Genomic DNA, 21149 nt, shown 5'->3' on the forward strand with positions numbered 1-21149 from the left:
CCTGTCTTACCAAGGGGACTTTAACTCCATTGATGCCTCTAAAGTTCAATCTTGATTCTAGGTTCTTGATTCTAGGTTCTTGATTCTAGGTTCTTGATTCTAGGTTCTTGATTCTAGGTTCTTGATTCTAATTACTGCGAAACTTCTGTGGCATATTTAGCTACTCTATCAATCATGATAGACGCCACTTTACTCCCGGCAGTATTGGTCAGCCCTGCTTCGCTCACGTATTCGACCTCTTTTTGGTTCACTCTAGGAATCGCTCGCTTGTCCCCAGATTCATAGGCGTACCAAGTACCAGACCATTTGGAAGTATAAGAGACCTCATCTACTGCGATAATGCGCCCCGTTGTGACATCTACAATCTTGAAAGTCGCCGAAACTGTAGAGCGTGCAATCTTATTCTCTTCGCTCATCTTGACGGTCACCTCTTCTTTGATATCTCGCGTTTTCTCTTTGCCATCTTCAGTATATGTTTCTTCACCGACTTTCACCTTTTTAGAGTAGCTACGAGATACTCCATCCAACCTTTCCTTCTCAAAAGTAGCCTGAGTCACTTTGCCGATCATGATCGAATTAACCCCAACCAGTTCTCCGAGATCGGCAGTCGTACCTTCGGCCATCAGACCTGAGATACTTAATTTTTGCTCTTCCAATATTCGGTTCAAAGCATCTCTATCCAGCACTTCGAAAAACTCATACACATCTCCGCGACTCGAAAAGTAAGACAAAATATCATAGGTAATACTCCCCGCTACGTTATTGCCACTATTGGCGATATTCTCGAAATCAGACAACCCCAGCCGTGTCGTTCCTAGCTTTCTAGTCGTCGCATAGCGATCCTTTGCATCTCTATAGTTGTCCACATACTCATAGGCATAGCGAAAGCTCTTCGCGGCTTCTTTGTTAGAAGCTAGATCTTGCCCTTGCGATTGTTCTCGCCCCTTAGCATAATGCATCGCCGCAGCAGCCTCGATCGCTTCGTCCAGTGCCTCTTTAGCAGCCTTGAGGTCGGCACTCACATCTTTGAGATCCAAATCCAAATCGGAATCCTTCTTTTTCGCTGCTTCAAACTTCTCAGGATTGGTGGTTTTGAGCACCATGTTATACTTTTTGATGACAGTATAAAAATTCACAATCTCCGCACGCTGATTAACCGTTTCGTCATCGACGAACACTGCACTTGACTTTTTCAACTCATCGATCGTCAAGAGATTGCTGTTGGTGACCCACTCATAGTTGATCCGAAGCAACTCTTGTAGATCAGAGATTGAGCCTTTTCTATTCGCTATTTTGAGTCCTGTCGCAGCATTGATCAACCCTAGGCTTGGCGTAAAACGCTCCGGGACGTCCGCATCTTCGAATGCACTTTTTCCAGAGTCAAAGTTTCTTTTGGCTTCTCGCTCGTAGTAGTTTTCGCCCTCATCTCCTTTTACATCGAAAGAATAGAGCTTAAATGTTTTTTGCGCATAGGAAGACAATGACAAAAAATGGATCAGTAGGAGGGCAACAAAAGTTCTCATGTATTGCGGTTTGGCAAGGTTAAAGTTCAACTATCACCGCTAAAATATCCATTTTACTTGATATTCTATCCAATCTCCAGAAGGTGATTTTGTAACAACTACCGCTCAGTGTATTCGATATTTTGTTTAGTAATGAGTTCCAACGGCATGTACTGCTCCATGGGCACACTGGTTTTCAGCATTAGGTGTTTATAGAGACTTTGTACTGCCAGATATCCTTGCATTTTTGGTTTTTGGTGGATCACGAAATCTATCGTACCATCCTCCATCAGTTTGATATTCGGATCAACCAAATCATAGCCCACCATCCTCAACTGCAACTGCTCTCTATAATCAGCCAGCGCAGCTGCTACTAAATAAGAACGAGAGTTTGGGACGAAAACATGAACAGGCCGCCGCTCTTCTACTAACTGCCTCCTCAACATCTCCACTGTCACTTGGTCACGCGCTAGATTCACCTCTCTGATGGAGTCCTTTGCTCTCCCTACCGATTCGTAATATGCCCTGAGCCCTGCCACCCGCTCTTGGATCGCTTGATTTTTCAGGTCATTGGCAGTAGCCGTCACGACACAACAAACATAGTCTTTGATATAGCCTCGATCCAGCAAACTACCTGCCAGCATTCCGCTCTGATATGCATCCTGTCCCACAAAAGAAAGTTGCCCCACCTCGGGGATATTAGAATCCACAAACACAAATGGCACCCCGCTATCCTGCAATTGGTGTAGCGCTTCGTCACCTGCTTTGAGAAAAATAGGCGTAAGGATCAACCCGTCAGGTTCACTCTCTAGAACCGTTTGGAGCACTGTAGTCACATCGGTACTCGCTTCTCGTTGTACGCTGTATTCTTTGACCTCAAACCCCAACGCTGCATGTTCGGCGATTCCTTCTTGTATACCTTCACTCTGCTTTTTCCAGTAATAATTATCCTCTGGCAATAACACCGCTATGGTAAAAGCCCGGTTGAGCCGTAAACTCCTCGCGTAGACATTCGAAGAATAGTTGCCTTCCTCCGCAATCTGTAGTACCCGCTGACGTGTGGCCTCTGCCACCCTACCTCGGTTGTGAAACACCCGATCCACCGTACCGATTGACACACCCGCTTTCTTGGCGATTTCTTTAATGGTAATCTTTTCTGCCATCTGACTAAATCAAAAAATTATTCTTCAATATTGATTGCAATATACTACATTTGCGTATAGAGTTAACGTACACGCTATAGAACCTTGATGAGAAAAGGTTTTTTTAAATACAATTTGCGTTAACGTCCACTCAAAGAATTAAGACCGTATTGACATTCGATATATCAACTTTAGAAGACAAAAAAATGAAAGCACTAAACAGAACAACAGCAGAGACTCCAGCACTCCCTATCAAAGTACTCCAATTCGGCGAAGGAAACTTCCTCCGTGCGTTTGCAGACTGGATGATCGACCTCATGAATGAACAGCATGGATACAACCATGGGGTAGCAGTCGTACAGCCCATCGCTCAGGGAATGACAGATATGCTCCGCAAACAAGACAGTCTCTATCACCACATCTACCGTGGACTCCAAGACGGCAAAGCCATCAGCGAAACGCGATTGATCAATTGCATCCAGCAATCCATCGATCCATTCACAATGCCTGATGCATATCACGCACTTGCCACACTAGACGAGCTGGAAATCGTGATTTCTAATACGACCGAGGCTGGTATCGTTTTTCAAGCAGACGACCAACCAACTAACGGACAACTCGCAGCTACTTTCCCCGGCAAAGTCACACAACTCTTGCAGCAAAGGTTTGAGCACTTCAGTGGACAAGCCGACAAAGGGTTAAAATTCATCCCAGTAGAGCTTATCGACAAGAATGGCGAGAAGCTCAAAGAAGCCATTCTGAATTATGCCGCTAGCTGGAAATTATCAAACGAATTTGTACAATGGGTAGAGCAAAACTGTCACTTTGCAAACACCCTCGTGGATCGTATCGTCCCTGGCTATCCTAGAGATGAAGTCAAAACCATCCAAGAAGCAGTAGGCTATGAAGACAACCTCATTGTATCATCCGAGATATTCCATCTATGGGTGATCGAAGGCAATGAAGCCATCCGAAAAGCATTCCCTGCGGACAAATGTGGTCTCAATGTCATCTATACCAAAGACCTGTCTCCATACAGAACGAGAAAAGTCAGAATCCTAAACGGCGCGCATACCTCCATGGTGCCTGTTGGTCTACTCAATGGATTAGAAACCGTCAAGGAGAGTGTAGAAAGCGATACAGTAGGAGAATTCGTAAGACAAATCATCTTCGAAGAAATCGCACCAACCATCGACCTACCAAAGACAGAGCTAGAAGCATATGCCGAGGAAGTTTTAGAGCGATTCAAAAACCCATACATCCGTCATGAGCTCAAATCTATCGCCCTTAATTCCATCTCAAAGTTCAAAGTAAGAGTACTGCCCTCGCTGCTCGATAGTTTAGCGACTCAGGGCACTTTGCCGAGTGGTTTGGTCGTGGCATTTACGCATTTGATTCACCTATACACCAGTGATTTTGAGATTCAAGACAATGAAGAAGTCAAAAATTTCTTCGGAGAATTGAAAGGAAAATCAGCACAAGACATCATTACAGCAGTCTTATCCAATACAGGTTTTTGGGATCAAGACCTCACTAAAACCGAAGGGTTGGCAGCACGTATGACTGAGCACCTAGACCAACTCCAATCCGGCGCAACTATCTCTTCATTTCTATCCAAAAAAGCATGAAAAAGGCAATCACGATTAACGAAACGGACAACCTCGGCGTAGCACTTACAGATCTATCCGCAGGAGAAACTGCCGAAATCAACGGGAAATCAGTAGCTATTCAGCAAGACATCCAAGCCAAACATAAATTTGCGCTAGAAGACCTAGCAGTAGGGGACGAAATGTACATGTACGGCTTGGTCGTCGGGACAGCCAAAACACCCATAGCATCGGGACAAGCCATCACTGTCGAGAACACAGCACACAAGGCAACCGAGTTTTCGGATCAAAAAGAAGGGGAGTTTCACTGGACGGCTCCAGACGTCAGCCGATTCGAAGGGCGCACCTTTGACGGCTATCACCGTACAGATGGTCAGGTAGGTACTGCTAACAATTGGCTAGTATTTCCCCTAGTTTTCTGTGAAAACAGAAATATCCTGACTCTCAAAAAAGCATTCGAAACAGCACTAGGATACGAAGAGGCCAACCCGTATAACGAACTAGCTAGCGATCTCGTTCGCCGACTGGAAACAGGTGAATCACTGGATGATGCGACCCTCGGACAGTCATCACAACAGTCAAATAAAAGACTATTTGAGAACGTAGAAATTAAGTTCATCACACACCAAGCAGGCTGTGGCGGGACACGTGAAGACAGCGATACACTATGTCGTCTACTCGCTGGATACCTCCGCAACCCGAACGTAGCAGGCGCTACTGTCCTCAGCTTAGGATGTCAAAATGCACAAGTCAGCATCCTGCAAGACGCCATCGCCAACAGTGTCGGAGAACTCACCAAACCGCTATTGATCTTTGATCAGCAAGAGACGGGGTCCGAATATGATCTCGTTCAAAGTGCACTTAAAGATACCTTCAAAGCACTGATAGAGGCCAACAAAATAGAGCGTAAGCCTGCTCCTCTTTCTAAGTTAACCATAGGACTAGAATGCGGTGGATCCGATGGCTTCTCTGGCATCTCTGCCAACCCTACGCTGGGACATGTCTCTGATATGATCACCGCATTGGGGGGCAAAGCGATTTTATCAGAATTCCCAGAATTATGTGGGGTAGAGCAAGAGCTAATCAACCGTACTGAAAACCCAGCGTATGCTAAAAAATTCATCCAACTAATGCGCGCCTATGCCAAGGCAGCAGAAGATGTAGGTTCGGGCTTTGACATGAACCCGTCACCAGGCAACATCAAAGATGGGCTAATCACTGATGCGATGAAATCCGCAGGAGCAGCAAAAAAAGGTGGTACTTCACCCGTCATGGATATACTTGACTATACAGAGTATGCCGAACAGTCTGGACTCAGTCTTCTCTGCACTCCTGGCAATGACGTAGAATCCACCACGGGTCTAGTCGGATCAGGTGCCAATGTGGTGCTATTCACCACAGGACTGGGTACACCTACAGGTAACCCTATTGCTCCGATATTAAAAGTATCTTCTAATACCAAACTCGCTGAACGTATGGCCGACATCATTGATTTCAATGCTGGCGAAGTGATCGAGGGGAAAAAGTCCATCGCCGAAATGGGTGAAGAAATGCTAGAGTACATCATCAACATTGCCAGTGGTACAGTCGCCTCCAAAGCAGTACTGATGCGTCACGAGGATTTCATCCCTTGGAAAAGAGGTGTATCTCTATAGTTTGACAAAAATTTCAATCAACAATCATTCCTTGAGAAGGTCTTACTTAAACAGGACTTCTGTTTAAATAAGACCTTCTTTGCGCTATCCTCCCCTCATTGGTGTTCTTTTCGAGAAAATGTCTAATTTGACACCATGATTCGACTGTTGAAAAGTATACTAACCGTATTGCCATGGCTTCTACTAGCAGGGATTATCTCTTGGATGCTGGTCGAGGAAAAATTCTTTACGGATCATACGGATGACACACTAGAGATTCATCAATCCAGTATTCTCACGAGAACCGAACAGATCGGCAAACTGGAACTGGTCAAATACAACTTTCAAGAAGTCACTGAGATCAAAAAAGTTGCAGACTACATCGATCTCAAACTATTCAAGTACAAACCTGTACCAGACTCCAAAGCGGTACTCATCAGCAGCGGTACAGCCGTAGGCTGTATCAACCTAGTCCAGCTGACCAAAGATCACATTCACCAGCAGAACGACACTTTGTACATTCGTCTGCCCAAGCCAGAACTCTGCTATTTCAAAATTGATCTAGATCAATCACGTATCTATGATCTCCAGATTGACTACATGAACAAAGAAGAAAAGGCCAAGTTTATGGAGCAGCTATACCAAGAGGCAGAATCTAGCATCCATCAATCTGCCATGGAGATGGGCATTCTTGACCAAACTCGTAACAATGCCCAAGACATTCTCGTCCCCCTCTTCGAAGGATTAACGGGTAAAAAAGTGGTTGTAACTTTTGAGTTAAACCATGTGCAGTTAGAGCGAAGTTCTCGCTAGGAAAAAGCCCCTTCGATGCGCTTTTACGATCATTTAACACGATAAAATTCACTACTAGTAGTGATTGTATTCATCACTATTCAAACTTAAGTTTGCGGCTCGTTATTTTTAACAAGTCTAAATAAGCTTTGAAACTCACGTCTCACCTTCTCCTTATCAGCAGCTTCCTATTGCTGACACATGCTACACTGGCACAGCATGCAAGTGTACAAGGAAAGGTTCTAGACGAAAACAATTCCCCGATCCCAGGGGTGAGTATCCGACTCGGAAATAGTGGCAAGGGTGCTGCTACAGATATAGATGGGAATTTCCTAATCGAAGGTCTAAAACCAGGAACCCATACCTTCTATATTAGTGGAGTGGGATACAAAAAGCAGAGTAAAACCCATAAACTATCCTCACACCAGAAATTGGATATTAAAATCCAATTACAAGAGGATACTAAGGAAATGGACGAAGTAATGGTCTATGGCAAATCCGAAAGCACACTACTAAAGGAAAAGGGCTTTGCCATCAACGCCATAGACGCCAAAGACCTCAAGTTGCAGTCTATCCAGTTAAACGACGTACTGGATCAAAGTGCAGGTGTACGAATCAGACAAAGCGGTGGCATGGGATCACGGGTTCGTTACAATATTAACGGTTTATCTGGTAGCTCGATCAAGATTTTTATAGATGGTATACCAATCGACAACTATGGCGCTTCGTTTTCGCTAAATAGCATTCCAACCTCTATGATCAAGCGCATAGAAGTGTACAAGGGAGTTGTCCCTGCCGAGTTTGGTGGAGATGCTATGGGGGGCGCAATCAATGTAGTCACAAAAACCAGCACCCAAAACAGCCTTAACGTATCATACTCCTACGGCTCGTTCAACACCCACCAAGCGAGTGCAAATGGGGTGTTCAGAGAAAAAAAATCTGGCTTAACATCTAAGATTTCTACGTTTTACAACTACTCTGACAACAGCTACAAGGTCTGGGGAAAAAACGTCTACATCGTAGATGAGAAAGGAAAAGATCAATACGTGACAGCCAAGCGATTTCATGACAGCTATGAATCTAAAGGACTAAAATTTGATCTTGGATTTACGGATATCAAATGGGCCGATCAGGCTTTCATTGGTGTGCTCGTCTCTGATATGAGCAAAGACATCCAGCATGCTACCACCATGGAAATCGTGTACGGCAATCGATGGGTTGGGCAATCTACTAATATGATCCAGGCGACTTACGTCAAAAAAGACATCGTTCATGGATTAGACGTTAACTTCTTTGGCTCTTACTCTAAACTCCGTAGAAATCTAGTAGACACTGTTGGCTATATATACAATTGGCTTGGAGAAAAAACACTCAACCCAAACACTGGCGAGTATTACACTTGGTTGAGTGGTGGGGAGGGTGGAGACTCTACACTTAATGAAGACAATGAAGAAAAGTACACCGCTCGTCTAAACCTAGCTTACCAACTGGGGCAACATACTAGACTTTCTAGCAACCTCCTCTCTACCTATTTCACCCGAAGCTCTCACGATCCACTCGATCCACAACTACTTCAGGATCTACAGGACACCCGCACGCTTTGGAAAAACCTACTGGGTGTATCTCTAGAGCACATGGCTCTCGATGAACGATTAAAGACCTCTGTTTTCTACAAATTTTATGGACAAAATGTAGGAATGAGTGAACCCACACTGGATAGGAATAATAACCTTGTGGTCAACTCCTACGATGCGCAATCCCATAATTCTGGATACGGAATAGCTCTCTCTTATGAAGTAATAAAAAATACCATCATTCTGATCTCAGGAGAAAACACAATAAGAATGCCCAATAGCCGAGAATTATTTGGAGACGTGTCCGAAAATGTAGAAACAGCCTCATCAGCACTGAAGCCTGAGCGTAGTATCAATTTCAATGCGGGACTTAGCTTAGGCCCCTACCGTTTTGACAAACATGCCATCACGCTAAGTACCAATACTTTTTATAGAAGAATACAAGACCGAATTATGCCAGGAGTGCCTGATCAACAGGACGAAACTTTTACATATGTCAATGTAAGTTCCGTATTAAGTTCTGGTATTGATATCGAGTTGGGCTACAACTATACAGATCGAATCACTTGGAAAACAGGTTTTTCTTTGACCAACCCACGCTTTAATACAGAGTTTGATGCCAATGGCGCTCGATATCTCTACTACAAAGATCGTCTGAGAAACGAGCCTTACTTGACTACAAATTCGAACCTACGCTTCACGCAGCAAAACTTTATACAAGAATCGTCGCGCTTCTCTGCCTATTACAACTTGGGCTATGTGCATGAATTTTACAAAAACTGGCCCAGCATCGGGGGCGCAGGCAAGGACATGATACCCAGTCAAATGGTTCATGATCTCGGCATCTCTTATGGATTCCCTAATGATAAAATCACCCTCAGTTGCGATGCAAAAAACATCTTCAACGAGCAAGTCTTTGACAACTGGGCTTTACAAAAACCAGGAAGAGCTTTTTACGGAAAAATCACTTACAACATATTTTAAATCAATTAAAACGATCATATAATGTTTAAATCAACACGAAACATATTCAGCAAAACCCTCATCGCTGGTGTATTGCTCGCCTCTTTTAGCTGTGACGAAGAATCAGGATCAGATAATAAACCAGACGATAGCAGCGATAGACTTTTTACCATTGCCTTTGCTGATGGCTCTGGAAGCCCCTCTGCCACCTACGTACAGAGTCACTCTGACCTGTCCGCTGAGACCAATATAACCTTCAAAGGCTTTGGTTTTGAAGTACCTTCTACACGTACTGCTAGACTTTTCACTTCATCTGATGGCAATACGATGTATAGCCTTGACTATGGCGGAGGTAGCATCTACAAGTTTGAAAACAACGGAGGACAAGACTACCTCCAAGTGGATAAAACTAATATCGAGTTTGCAATGGGTACTGCCTATCCAAGATGGACTCGCCTGAATGACGACAATGCCATGTTGCACTCTATTGCAACTGAGCAAGTGTTTGACGAGACAAGTGGCGATTACGTTTACACTAAGGCAATTGCACGTTTGCTACTTGTGGATTTAGAAGACCTAGGCATGAGTACCAACGTTGAATTTGAGATTCCAAGATCAGTAGCTGACGAAGCGACAGGTGACTTTGTATTCAGAATCGATGCTCCGGTCGTATCAGGAGACAAAATCTACTACGGCATGGGCAAAAGAGGTGTAGACCCTGCCAATCCAGACGAAACAGCAGATGCTGCTTACAACACTGTTGAGACACTCGTATTGGACTTCCCCAGCTTGGAGAACCCAACGATTCTTTCAACAGACATGGCAGGTGGAGCAACGAACGGATACAGAACTACTGTGGCCTATTCTGACGAAAAAGACGATGTGTACCAAATTATCACTGTACCTGACAATACAAAGGATACATACATACTCAAAATCACTAACGGTACATACGATGAAAGCTTTGACTTCAACTTGTCTGAGAAACTGGGAGTAAACACGATCTCAAACGGATGGTTCTATGTAGGAGACGGTATTGGTTATGTTCCTTATGCCAATTCTGACCTAGGAGGAACTAGTGATGCAGTATGGTCAGTAGCTAGAGTTGATCTCTACAACGGCTCAGCTGTCAAACTCAACACACCAGAAAATCTATGGTTACAACAATACCAAAACTCTGTAGCAGTTGATGACAAGTTCTACATGGCACTGGCCCCTTTAGCAGAAGAAGGCTTCATTTATGAGTTTGATATCTCGTCAGAATCTGCTGATGCACTAACACCAGCTGCAGCCATCGTATCAGCTGCAGACTCTTACTACATCGGAATTTACTAAAAAAAACATCCCTAGATGTTAAGTTTCTCTTCTTGAAGGAGAAATTTTTGGAGGGTTTTATATTCGACACTAGTTTAACAGCATCAAACAAACAGATCATGACGAAAAGCCAAAACACCCCTTGGAAAAAGACGAGAAAGTTTTTCAACGACATTCATTTGTGGTTGGGGATAGGTGCTGGTCTGGTTCTGTTCGTGGTATGTCTCACGGGTACGATCTACACCTTTTATCATGAGATCGAGGAGACTATCAACGCTGATATTTACCAAGTAGAGGTTCCACAAGGAGCCTCTACTTTACTTTTAAAAGACTTGGTGTCTAGCGTCGAAAAAACCGTAGAGGACGGAAAAGCCTCGTCGATCAGCATCCCTGCTGACCCAGAAAAAGCCTACGCCATCTCTGTACGCAAGGAAGGGGAACGCCGCGGCACCAACTACCTAATCAACCCCTACACAGGAACAGTACAAGGAACTAGCAAAACTGCTTCGAGCGAATTTTTCATGGTCGTATTTAGACTGCATCGCTGGTTGATGCTAGACACTGAGATCGGTCGTCCGATTGTCGGCTGGTCTACCGTCATCTTTGCCCTGCTCACGCTCACAGGTCTGATCATCTGGATACCCCAAAAAGTAAAGGCATGGAAGCAAGGCTTGAAAATCAAATGGTCAGCCAGCTGGAAGCGGGTCAATCACGACCTCCACAATGCCCTTGGTTTTTACTCCGCTTTTATCCTGCTGATCATGTCACTGACAGGACTCTACTGGTCATTTGACTGGTACCGAGATGGGCTCTATGCTACCTTCGGTGTAGAACGCCCCACTCGTGGACCTAGAGGTGGTGATGAGAAGAAAAAAGAAAAGCAACCGCTACAAGTCACGACTTTAACCTTAGAAGACTACCTACAAGTAGCCCACGCCGAGCTAAACTACCAAGGCGACACGAGAATCAACCTACCTACTGACAACAAGCCCACTGTCTCCATCGCCAAGTCCAAAGTAGGGTTCTTTGCCGTATCGGGCAGAGATGAATTGACCCTTGACAAAATGACCGCAGCGGTGAAGAAAAAGGAGCTGTTCTCCGACGAACCGCTCAATCACCAGATCATGCATTCGATCCGGTCGATACATACAGGTGAGATATTCGGCACCTTCTCTAAGATCATCTACTTCATCTCTTGTTTGATCGCAACCTCACTCCCCGTGACGGGCACGATCATCTGGATCAACAAACTCAAAAAGAAACGAGCCAGAGGAAAGAAAAAGACCAAAGTAGCTCAAAAAACACCTGAAACCGTGTTGGCCTAGTATAACATTATTTGCTTCTTCGCTACTAAAATATTCTCAAGCACCACTAGTAATCCCAAGATCAACATTCATAATTAATACTTCTTAAAATAACGGACATCAAGGGCTCCTATTAAACACAACTTTTTTCCAGTATCCGCCGACTTGCATTGGCTAGGTTGCTTACTTTTACCTCATGAGTAAACCTGAGAAGAAATTATTCCTGCTGGATGCCTATGCACTGATCTATCGTGCCCATTTTGCGTTTAGCAAAAACCCGCGTATCAACTCAAAGGGAGTCAATACCAGTGCAGTTTTTGGCTTCATGAACTCTCTGTTGGAGATTTTGAAAAAGGAAAAACCTACTCACATTGGCGTTGCATTTGACACGAGTGCGCCGACCTTTCGCCACATTCAGTTTCCCGAATACAAGGCGCATCGCGAAGAGACGCCAGAGGATATCCGTACGGCCACTCCACTGATCAAGGACATACTCAAAGCCATGAATATTCCAATCCTGTTGATGGACGGATTTGAGGCGGATGATGTCATTGGTACCATTGCCAAGGCAGCTGCACGCCAGGATTTCGAAGTGTTCATGATGACCCCTGACAAGGACTATGCGCAACTGGTAGAGGAGCATATCTATCTCTACAAGCCCGCCTATATGGGCAATGCCGTAGATGTACTCGGCATCCCCGAAGTACTTGCTAAGTTCGAGATAGATAACGTAGATCAGGTACGCGATGTGCTCGGACTAGAAGGAGACGCAGCAGACAACATTCCAGGCATCCCTGGGGTCGGAAAGAAAACCGCCATCAAATTCATCAAGCAATACGGTTCGGTAGAGGGCTTACTCGAAAATACGGCGGACCTCAAAGGCAAGATGAAAGAAAAAGTCGAGGAGTTCGGTGCGCAAGGGGTATTGTCCAAGGAGCTTGCCACCATCAAAATCGACGTGCCTGTAGCCTTTGACGAAGAAGATCTCAAACACTGCGAACCCAACGAGGAGGCTGTCAAAAAGATATTTGAAGAACTGGAGTTTCGAACAATGCTCAAGCGGCTCTTCGGGGACGATGGACAATCGTCCCCTACACCTGCCACCACACCCAAAAAGAAAGCAGCTGCTGCTCCGACGGCACAGTTGGGGCTATTTGGTGCGGTGGACAGTAGTAATACAACCGACCCAGTAGCGGAGAGCTTGCCCGTCGAAAAGCAAGACATCACCACAGTAGCGCATGACTATCACCTCATCGATACGCCAGCCCTCAGAAAGTCACTCACGAAATACCTGTTGATGCAGGAGGAGTTTTGTTTTGACACAGAGACGACTAGTATCAATCCTGAAGAAGCCGAACTCGTGGGGATTGCTTTTGCCTATCAGGCCCATGAGGCATATTACGTGCCGTTCCCAGCGGATCAAAAAGAAGCACAAGCCATCGTAGAGGAGCTGCGCGAAGCACTAGAGTCTGAATCCATCGTCAAGATCGGACAAAACCTCAAGTACGACATTCAGGTGATGAAGAACTACGGTGTGGAGGTCAAGGGAAAATTGTTTGACACCCTACTCGCTCACTATCTCATCGACCCAGACTCTCGACACAAGATGGACGTGCTGGCGGAGAACTATCTAAATTATACCTGTATTCCGATCGAGGCACTGATCGGCAAAGGCAAGTCACAGCTCAACATGCGCGACATTCCTGTCGAGCAAGTCGTAGACTATGCGGCAGAGGATGCTGATATCACACTGCAACTCAGACAAATACTCGGAGCAGACATAGAAGCGCAAAATTTGGGCAAGCTGCTGCATGAGGTCGAAGAACCGCTCAGTATTGTGCTTGCAGACATGGAATATGCAGGTGTCAAGATCGATACTGAGGTACTTGGCGTGATGTCCAAGGATCTCAACGAACTCAGCATCACTGCGCAAGACAAGATTTTTGAGTTGGCGGGGCAGGAGTTCAACATTAACTCTCCCAAGCAGATGGGCGAAGTATTGTTTGAGAAAATGAAATTGGTCGAGAAACCCAAGAAGACCAAGACAGGACAATATGCGACAGGAGAAGAAATCCTGTCCAAACTCGCCAGCGAACATGAGATCGCCGAGCGCATTTTGGAGTTTAGAGAATACCAAAAACTCAAATCCACCTACGTGGATGCATTGCCACTGCTGATCAGCAAAAAGGATGGCCTGATCCATACAGACTACCGCCAAGCGGTCGCAGCGACGGGTCGCCTCAGCTCCAACAATCCCAACCTGCAGAACATCCCCATCCGAACCACCAAGGGCAAAGAAATCCGCAAGGCATTTGTACCGAGGAGCAAGGACTACAAAATCTTCGCAGCGGATTACTCACAGATCGAGTTGCGTATCATTGCGGCATTCGCCAAAGACGAAAGTATGATCGATGCGTTCAAAAACGGTCGAGACATTCATGCGACGACTGCCTCCAAGGTATTCAAAGTTCCAATGGAAGAGATGACACCCGACGTACGCCGCAAGGCCAAGGAGATCAACTTCGGTCTGATCTACGGCATCTCTGCGTTTGGGCTATCCCAAAACATAGGCATCAGCCGTACAGAAGCTGCGGAGATCATCGATGCGTACTTCACGGAGTTTCCAGGGATCAAGCGCTACATGGACGATACCGTCAACCAGGCCAAGGAACACGAGTACGTCGAGACGATCATGGGGCGTAGACGCTACCTAAGAGACATCAACTCTCGCAATGCTACAGTGCGCGGCTATGCCGAGCGAAACGCCATCAATGCCCCGATACAAGGGAGTGCGGCAGACATCATCAAGGTCGCAATGATCAACATCCACGATTGGATGAAAAAAGAAAAACTCAAGTCCAAGATGACCATGCAGGTACATGATGAATTGGTCTTCGATGCGCACGTCGACGAGCTCGATCTGCTCAAAACCAAAGTGGAGGAGTTCATGAAAAATGCCATCTCGCTAAACGTACCGATGGAGATCGGGATGGGTGTGGGTGACAACTGGCTAGAAGCGCATTAAGTGCCACCCTAAAACAGTGCAGAGAATTCTTAAAATATTTATAATAACATTAATTTTACGTGTTCAAGAAAATAGTTGTGCCCTATAAACCTCACTTCACCCCCGCCATTGGTAATTATACTTAATTGATACGCTTTCGGACATATAGTTAGCTATAAGAGAATCACCTAACCCCTGAAACATTGTCTGAATTCACCTTGAAAAGCAACTCATTCGTCTAAATATTATCCATATTTTATTTTTTTTGAATCTACTTTGCACTCCCAACCCGTAAGTAGAACTCGAGCGCCGAGCATCCTTCTTAAAACAATAAACATTTAGCAATCATGAAAAAATTACTTATTGCAATATTATTACTGATTACGGGAGTACATCTAGGATTTGGACAATGCCCAAGTGCAAATGCATACATATCAGGTACAACTAATATAACATCAGACTGTACGGTGAATGGTAATCTCTCAGTTGGGGGCAGCGGCACCTTGAATGTAAGTGCTGGAGTAACGCTTACCATTACAGGTACTTTGACTATCAGCGGAGGAACGGTCAATGCAACAGGAGGTACTATCAATGCAGACCAAATCACCGAACAATGGGCTGAAAGTACGTTATTCGGAGGTACTTATAATGTGTTTGGAGTATTTAATACAGCAGGTAATGTTAACATTGAAGGAATTACGGCAAATGTTGGCGGAAATGTAACTTTAAGTGGTGAGGGGTCCAATCATCAGTACATAAATAGTGAGTTTAATATTCAAGGAAACTTAGCCTTTGGAGGACAGGATCATTACTTAGATGGTAGTACTTTCAATGTAGGGTTAGGTTATGCGGACGCTACTTCACAGGCGATGACGTTGAGTGGTAGTGCAGATCTCAACATGATCAATAATGCAGTGATGAATGTAAATGGAAACGTTAATGCTGGAAATAGTGCTGAAATAAATATAAACAACTCAACACTACACATTTATGGTAATTTGGATAATGCAGGAGATGGAGATGTTTATGTAACAAATGGAGGAGTGTTTAGAGTGGATGGCGATTATGATAATTCAGGTACTGGAAGCACAACAGTCGACGATGGGAATCTAACAGTTGGTGGTGATTATAACAACACTGGAGGTGGTAATACTAGTTCTACTAACAACGGGGAAATTCAAGTAGACGGAGAGTACAACAATACTGACGGCAGCTCAAACACAGATAGTGGAGGCACCATCAATGCAGGGTCATGTACTGGAGGATGTCCTCCTGAAGTATCTGAGAGTCCTGCCCTCCCCGTAGAGCTCATCTCTTTCAATCTTGCTGCAGACGAAAGCAATATATCCATCACATGGCAGACCGCTTCTGAAATCAACAACGACTATTTCAATCTATATAGATCTGACGATGGACTCTCGTTCGAGATCATCACGACGGTAGACGGACACGGCACGACCAACGAAGTTCAAAACTACAGCTACACTGATTACCCAGCTGTAGCTGGCACTTACTACTACAAGCTGCAGCAAGTAGACTATGATGGCGTCAATGAATTCTTTGATACCAAGAGAATAGAAATAGGTAAGTCAACGACTGAGCTAACTGTCTATCCTGTTCCGTTGGCGGCTAATCAGGACTTCTATGTGCAGTATTCTGAGACCAACGAAACGGTAGATGCTCGTATCTATGACCTATCTGGCAATCTCCAGTACCAACTCAGTACCGAGAGAGAAAGCAACAAAATCAGATTTGCTAGTTCAGAACTAGGACTAAGCCCAGGTATCTATGTCGTTCAGATTCAGCTTGGACAAAACATCACAACCCAAAAAATTCGGTTGTACTAAATACAATCCAGTAACAAAAAAAGGCGCAGTTAATGATTACTAACTGCGCCTTTTTTTGTGTTTGAGCACCAACTACTAGAACCCTTTTTCCTTCGAATTCCCCAAAAGTTGCTTGGCCATCGCCGCACCAATCAAGGACTCGAGTGGTGTACCTCCGCTACTCCCCCCTCCTGTAATCATCGTTGCTGGAAATTTAATGTTAGCGATTTCTTTGGCTACCCCTACTGATGTTTTGTACTGCCATTCGGCTTTTTCTTGTGGCGTGAGTCCAGCTGACACCAACTTGGCATTTTCATAAGCCATGGCTTCCGCTGCGACTTTTCTTTGCTGAGATTTTAGCCTTTCGGTCTCTAGCGCAATAGCCGCCAGCTCCTTATTGGTCTTCTCCTGCTTTAGCTTCGTCTCGATCGCGATGAGTTGCTTGACCTGTTCTTTTTCTTGGGTGACGCGCTCGGCAGCCTTGTCTCGTTCGCCTTCGGCAATGATCCGTTGTTGTGATGACTTGGCCGTTTCGATTTTTTGTTGTTCGAGCTGTCTCTTAGCCGATTCGTCTCGCTGCGCTTCCAATCTTTTCTTAAAGGTGCTTTCTAACACCACATCATCGACGATCACCTGCGATACGATGATGTTATTTTCCGTGATTTCATGAGAGATTCTCTTCGGGACACCATTGATCAAAATCTTGTTTACCGTATAGGACGTCTGTATTTCCTTGATCATACGGTCCTTTTCGTTTTGGATATCCATATAGATCGTGTCTCTATTTTCTAGCTTCTCCACGGCATAGGCACCGTCTTTGAGTTGCTCGTCGAGTGTCTGGCGAAAACTCTGTGCCTCCCCCGAGATATAATCCTGCGCTGCAAACATATAGCCCGTATTATTCGTCTGTTCACGTACCGTCGGGACCAATGTATTATTCACCAGATTAGACATGCTTCTAAACTTAATCGCGAGCGTCTCGAAGCTTTCCTCATCGAGCGGTAGCTGAAATCGACAAGAAATATAAACTGTCGCAGTGACCTGATCAATGAACCGGATAGGGATCGGAGACATGGCTCCCTCAATATCTTGATTTCTTTTCCCATCGTCCATGACTTTCACATCGATGTATTTTTGCCAAGGTGTGATTTTGGCAAAGCCTCTAAACTTGATCCCCTGCGTCGTGACGACACTGGTGCTACCCGTGGGGTATACCAAAAAGTATTGCTCCGTGGCATCCGCCCAAAAGAACAAATAAGGCGTCAACGCAATGAACAAGCCTATCGCTGCTATAGCTGCAGCTAGGCGCTGCGTAAACATGAGCAAAAATGGAGGTGCTTTGGACCGTACTTTTTGATCTCCTTCGAAGATATTTTCTTCTGACAGTTGGGGTCGCAGAAAGTAAAAAATAACCCCTATGAGAAATAGAAAAATGCCAATGATAATCATGTGATAAGATTGGTTAGAATGATTTTTTCTCTAAATATATGTAAGAAAACCAATACCAACCAAAGTAATCTTGGTCAACTCCCCATTGCCGTCAGAATCAATCGGCGTGATCCGCCATAATCTCGGTGCTCGCAGAGATAAACCCCCTGCCATGTACCCAGATTCAACCTACCTCGTGTGATGGGGATAGAAACCGAACTACCCATCAGTGATGCCTTGATGTGTGCTGGCATGTCGTCTGCCCCTTCGTAGGTGTGTCGGTAGTAAGGTTGGTTCTCAGGCACCATTTCGTTGATATGAGATTCAAAATCTGAGCGTACGGTTGGGTCTGCATTTTCGTTGATCGTCAGACTCGCCGAGGTGTGCTGAATGAATACCTGAAGAACTCCTATCTCGATCTCAGCCAATTCGGTGAGCTGCGATACGATTTCGTCGGTAACCAGATGGAAGCCCCGAGAACGAGCCCGAAGCTGTATTTCTTTTTGGAAGCTTTTCATGCTCCCAAAGCTAATCCAATAGCGTCGAAATATCCTCCATCATGCGTTTCACATCTAACGGGAGCGTCCCATTATACACACCTCTAATTCGACGCTGACTATCAATCAAAATCAATTTTTCCGTATGGAGAAAATCTTCTTCGGTCGTGACAGTCTTGCCAAACCCTTCGTCAGCAAAATAAGAGTTCCTCGCCAGTTCGTAGATCTTGGTTTTATCTCCAGTCAACAGGTGCCACTGATCCGCATGGATCTGATTGAGCGTAGCGTACTCTTGGAGCCGTGCTACTGAGTCCACCCAAGGCATCACAGTATGCGATAGAATTTTGACACGATCATCTGTTGCATACTTCTCCTGAACGAGATGAAGGTTATGCGCCATCTTTGGACACACGCCAGGACAGATCGAAAAAAAGAAATTGGCCACATAAACCTTCCCTTTCATCGTTTCATCAGTGATCGTGTTGCCTTCTTGATCTATAAACGAAAAAGGAGCAATCTGATGAATACTATCATAAGTATCATCGTCCTCATCTATCCATGTCGGTGTAAAAGTCTCCTCAGTATAAAATGGCAACTCGATTTCAGCATTGATACGCTGCTCCTGCTGAGGAGCACTACAGCCCAACAGCCATGTACATACGCTAATTATTATACTATACTTCATCATTTACTCACTGTTAACTGTACCCCGAGATATGGATCTATATTTTGTGTTTCACGATCGATTTTGGAACAGCGTTTCAGTCCTAACATGCCATACTTTCGACCATTATCCTTGACGACATAGTTAGATTTGAGCTTGCCATCCATTCGCCAAACACGTTGTAAACCGGCCTCTTTACCATTCTGATAATTGAGTTCCATTTTGAGCAAACCTGTGGGGTACCACGCTCTGTGTATCCCTTCGCTGAGCCCTTGTTCAAACTGATAAGAAAATTTGGGTCTCCCGTCGGGATAAAAACCCAAATGATCCCCCTGTTTCTCTCCAAGATGATAGGGGCGCACGTATGCCGTATCTCCAGTAGAGTAGTAGCCAATCATATTTCCCTCCAGCTTTCCTTCGTAGTAGGACGATTCCTTTTTGATCTCTCCGTTCTCATAGAGTTCGAAAGCATAACCACTAAATGGCTTCTCCCCATAATAATAGACCCCACGGTGATCGTGAGTCAAATCTATCTCTGAAACAAACAAGTCTGGTAACCGAAGTTTGTTGACCCGAGTAGTGCATGCCGTACACGCGACTACCAGACCCATCCCTATCAAAAATAATTTGTGCATTCTTCAGATTATTGGGTTTTGCTACCTGCTACGCCATAGTAACCATCTCCATTGATCCATGGATACTCCTCGGTGATGTGATAGTGATAAATCCCATTCGGGAAATCCGCTGTGACACCAAAGTGACCATGGTAGTCATCCAAATCATCATTGGTGATTTCTTCCCCATTTTCGACCGTGCCATATACTGGAAATCCGTCTAAGAGAAATCCCATGAAGGCATCACTTCCCTTGAGTTCGGTCAGCCATACGGGCTCGATATGATAATGATATTGGTCTCCAGCTGGATGACCTTCGTACTGATCAAAGGTGTTGACCTCCTCAAAAATATCATCACCAGGTGCAGCCTCTTGATTGAAAAACACGACACTGTTGATGGCGACTCCCATAGGCCCAAGTCCTGGAGATTCCTTGTTAGTCGCTTCTTCTGGGTATCTCGGCAGTTTGAAGACGATATTTTGCTCACCGATTGATCCTGGGTTCTTTTTGAAGTCAGGATTATTAGGTTCTCTATATGCTTCGTATAATGGATCGTTCGCCCCGTAGTACATACTCTTATGATCAGGGAGATCTTTGGTCGTGATCGTCACCCAGTCCTCATCATAGGTCACTGTCACCGCATCAGTATGGTAAAATTTGCTCGCCAGTATAGAAATATCATTGTCTGTACTTCCATTCGGATCTTCCTCATCCGTGTCTGTCAACACCAAGGTCACTTTGTTATCGTTAGACACCTCCACATTAGCTGCTTGGCTACTGATCATAATCTCAATCTGCTCGACCTCTTCTACTGCCTCATCATCTATCAGTTTCAGCTCAATAGATACGGACTCATCTCCATCAGCAATGCTTACCTCGTTCGCTACTGTTTCATAATCTTCCCCTTCTATGGCATTACCTCTTAGCGTGAGAGCCACCGCAATGGCTTCTCCACTTTGGTTGCTTTGATCCATAGATACCGTGATCTCTACCTCCTCGTCGCTACCCTCAGTCAGTGCCGTCTGATCCGCCGCTATACTCAGAGTATAAGTGATCGGCTCTTCCACATCTGTACCAGTATCTTCTTTTTCAGCCTCGCAGCTAATCATACCGATAGTTAGCCCCATCGTTACTGGCAGCCACCACCCTTTTTTCGTTTTTCTCATTTCCATATTTTGATTATCTATAAGTTAGATCGGAAAGAACTATCCCTCCCCTGAAAATAAAACGGACAAGCCTGGCAATACCCTACCCTAAGACGATATCATTGTATGCTCATATTAG

Annotated in this window: 15 protein-coding genes; 8 read left to right on the plus strand and 7 right to left on the minus strand. The window is 44.9% G+C overall.

Features of this window, described 5'->3' with window-relative positions:
• Positions 1 to 131 precede the first annotated feature (131 nt).
• Together BUB99_RS13050 and BUB99_RS13055 are read right to left on the minus strand one after the other, a co-directional pair.
• A complete protein-coding gene (locus BUB99_RS13050) occupies positions 132 to 1523 on the minus strand; it encodes a CsgG/HfaB family protein (protein ID WP_073122956.1) in 1392 nt (463 codons plus the stop codon).
• 98 nt (positions 1524 to 1621) lie between these two features.
• Positions 1622 to 2665, minus strand: a complete 1044-nt coding sequence (locus BUB99_RS13055; protein WP_073122957.1) for a LacI family DNA-binding transcriptional regulator — start codon at positions 2663 to 2665, stop codon at positions 1622 to 1624.
• Between the two features lie 185 nt (positions 2666 to 2850).
• Between BUB99_RS13055 and BUB99_RS13060 the strand changes: the two genes are divergently transcribed.
• The 8 genes from BUB99_RS13060 (at position 2851) to BUB99_RS13095 (ending at position 16683) form a co-directional block, all read left to right on the plus strand.
• Positions 2851 to 4272, plus strand: a complete 1422-nt coding sequence (locus BUB99_RS13060; RefSeq protein WP_073122958.1) for a tagaturonate reductase — start codon at positions 2851 to 2853, stop codon at positions 4270 to 4272.
• Positions 4269 to 5906 carry a UxaA family hydrolase gene (locus BUB99_RS13065; protein WP_084190542.1) on the plus strand — a complete coding sequence of 546 codons (1638 nt, stop codon included), beginning with the start codon at positions 4269 to 4271 and terminating at the stop codon, positions 5904 to 5906. Before BUB99_RS13060 ends, BUB99_RS13065 begins: the two co-directional genes overlap by 4 nt.
• Before the next feature lie 147 nt (positions 5907 to 6053).
• Complete coding sequence (locus BUB99_RS13070) at positions 6054 to 6698, plus strand: DUF4230 domain-containing protein (RefSeq protein ID WP_221407506.1); 645 nt, start codon at positions 6054 to 6056, stop codon at positions 6696 to 6698.
• Between the two features lie 128 nt (positions 6699 to 6826).
• A complete protein-coding gene (locus tag BUB99_RS13075) occupies positions 6827 to 9235 on the plus strand; it encodes a TonB-dependent receptor (protein ID WP_084190543.1) in 2409 nt (802 codons plus the stop codon).
• A gap of 21 nt (positions 9236 to 9256) precedes the next feature.
• A complete protein-coding gene (locus BUB99_RS13080; protein ID WP_073122961.1) occupies positions 9257 to 10549 on the plus strand; it encodes a hypothetical protein in 1293 nt (430 codons plus the stop codon).
• Positions 10550 to 10647: 98 nt separating this feature from the next.
• Positions 10648 to 11853: a PepSY-associated TM helix domain-containing protein gene (locus BUB99_RS13085; RefSeq protein WP_073122993.1), complete on the plus strand. Its 1206-nt coding sequence runs from the start codon at positions 10648 to 10650 to the stop codon at positions 11851 to 11853.
• 175 nt (positions 11854 to 12028) lie between these two features.
• Positions 12029 to 14857 carry a DNA polymerase I gene (polA, locus tag BUB99_RS13090; RefSeq protein WP_073122962.1) on the plus strand — a complete coding sequence of 943 codons (2829 nt, stop codon included), beginning with the start codon at positions 12029 to 12031 and terminating at the stop codon, positions 14855 to 14857.
• A 326-nt stretch (positions 14858 to 15183) separates the two neighbouring features.
• Positions 15184 to 16683 carry a T9SS type A sorting domain-containing protein gene (locus BUB99_RS13095; RefSeq protein ID WP_084190544.1) on the plus strand — a complete coding sequence of 500 codons (1500 nt, stop codon included), beginning with the start codon at positions 15184 to 15186 and terminating at the stop codon, positions 16681 to 16683.
• A 75-nt stretch (positions 16684 to 16758) separates the two neighbouring features.
• Here the strand turns inward: BUB99_RS13095 and BUB99_RS13100 are convergent, their stop codons facing one another.
• The 5 genes from BUB99_RS13100 to BUB99_RS13120 all read right to left on the minus strand — a co-directional run bounded on the left by BUB99_RS13100 (position 16759) and on the right by BUB99_RS13120 (position 21031).
• Entirely contained in the window at positions 16759 to 18111 is a 1353-nt protein-coding gene (locus BUB99_RS13100) for a hypothetical protein (protein WP_073122964.1), read from the minus strand.
• Between the two features lie 74 nt (positions 18112 to 18185).
• The gene (locus tag BUB99_RS13105; protein WP_073122965.1) at positions 18186 to 18608 is read right to left on the minus strand and encodes a secondary thiamine-phosphate synthase enzyme YjbQ; all 423 of its coding nucleotides are present in this window, start codon (positions 18606 to 18608) and stop codon (positions 18186 to 18188) included.
• Between the two features lie 10 nt (positions 18609 to 18618).
• Positions 18619 to 19275 (minus strand): SCO family protein, encoded by a 657-nt coding sequence (locus tag BUB99_RS13110; RefSeq protein ID WP_084190545.1) that lies wholly within the window; start codon positions 19273 to 19275, stop codon positions 18619 to 18621.
• Positions 19272 to 19886, minus strand: a complete 615-nt coding sequence (locus BUB99_RS13115) for a toxin-antitoxin system YwqK family antitoxin (protein ID WP_139281003.1) — start codon at positions 19884 to 19886, stop codon at positions 19272 to 19274. The genes BUB99_RS13110 and BUB99_RS13115 overlap by 4 nt, the downstream gene beginning before the upstream one ends.
• Before the next feature lie 8 nt (positions 19887 to 19894).
• Entirely contained in the window at positions 19895 to 21031 is a 1137-nt protein-coding gene (locus BUB99_RS13120; RefSeq protein WP_170863802.1) for a YHYH protein, read from the minus strand.
• Between the last annotated feature and the right edge of the window lie 118 nt (positions 21032 to 21149).

Source organism: Reichenbachiella agariperforans, from assembly GCF_900142205.1.
Lineage (GTDB): Bacteria > Bacteroidota > Bacteroidia > Cytophagales > Cyclobacteriaceae > Reichenbachiella > Reichenbachiella agariperforans.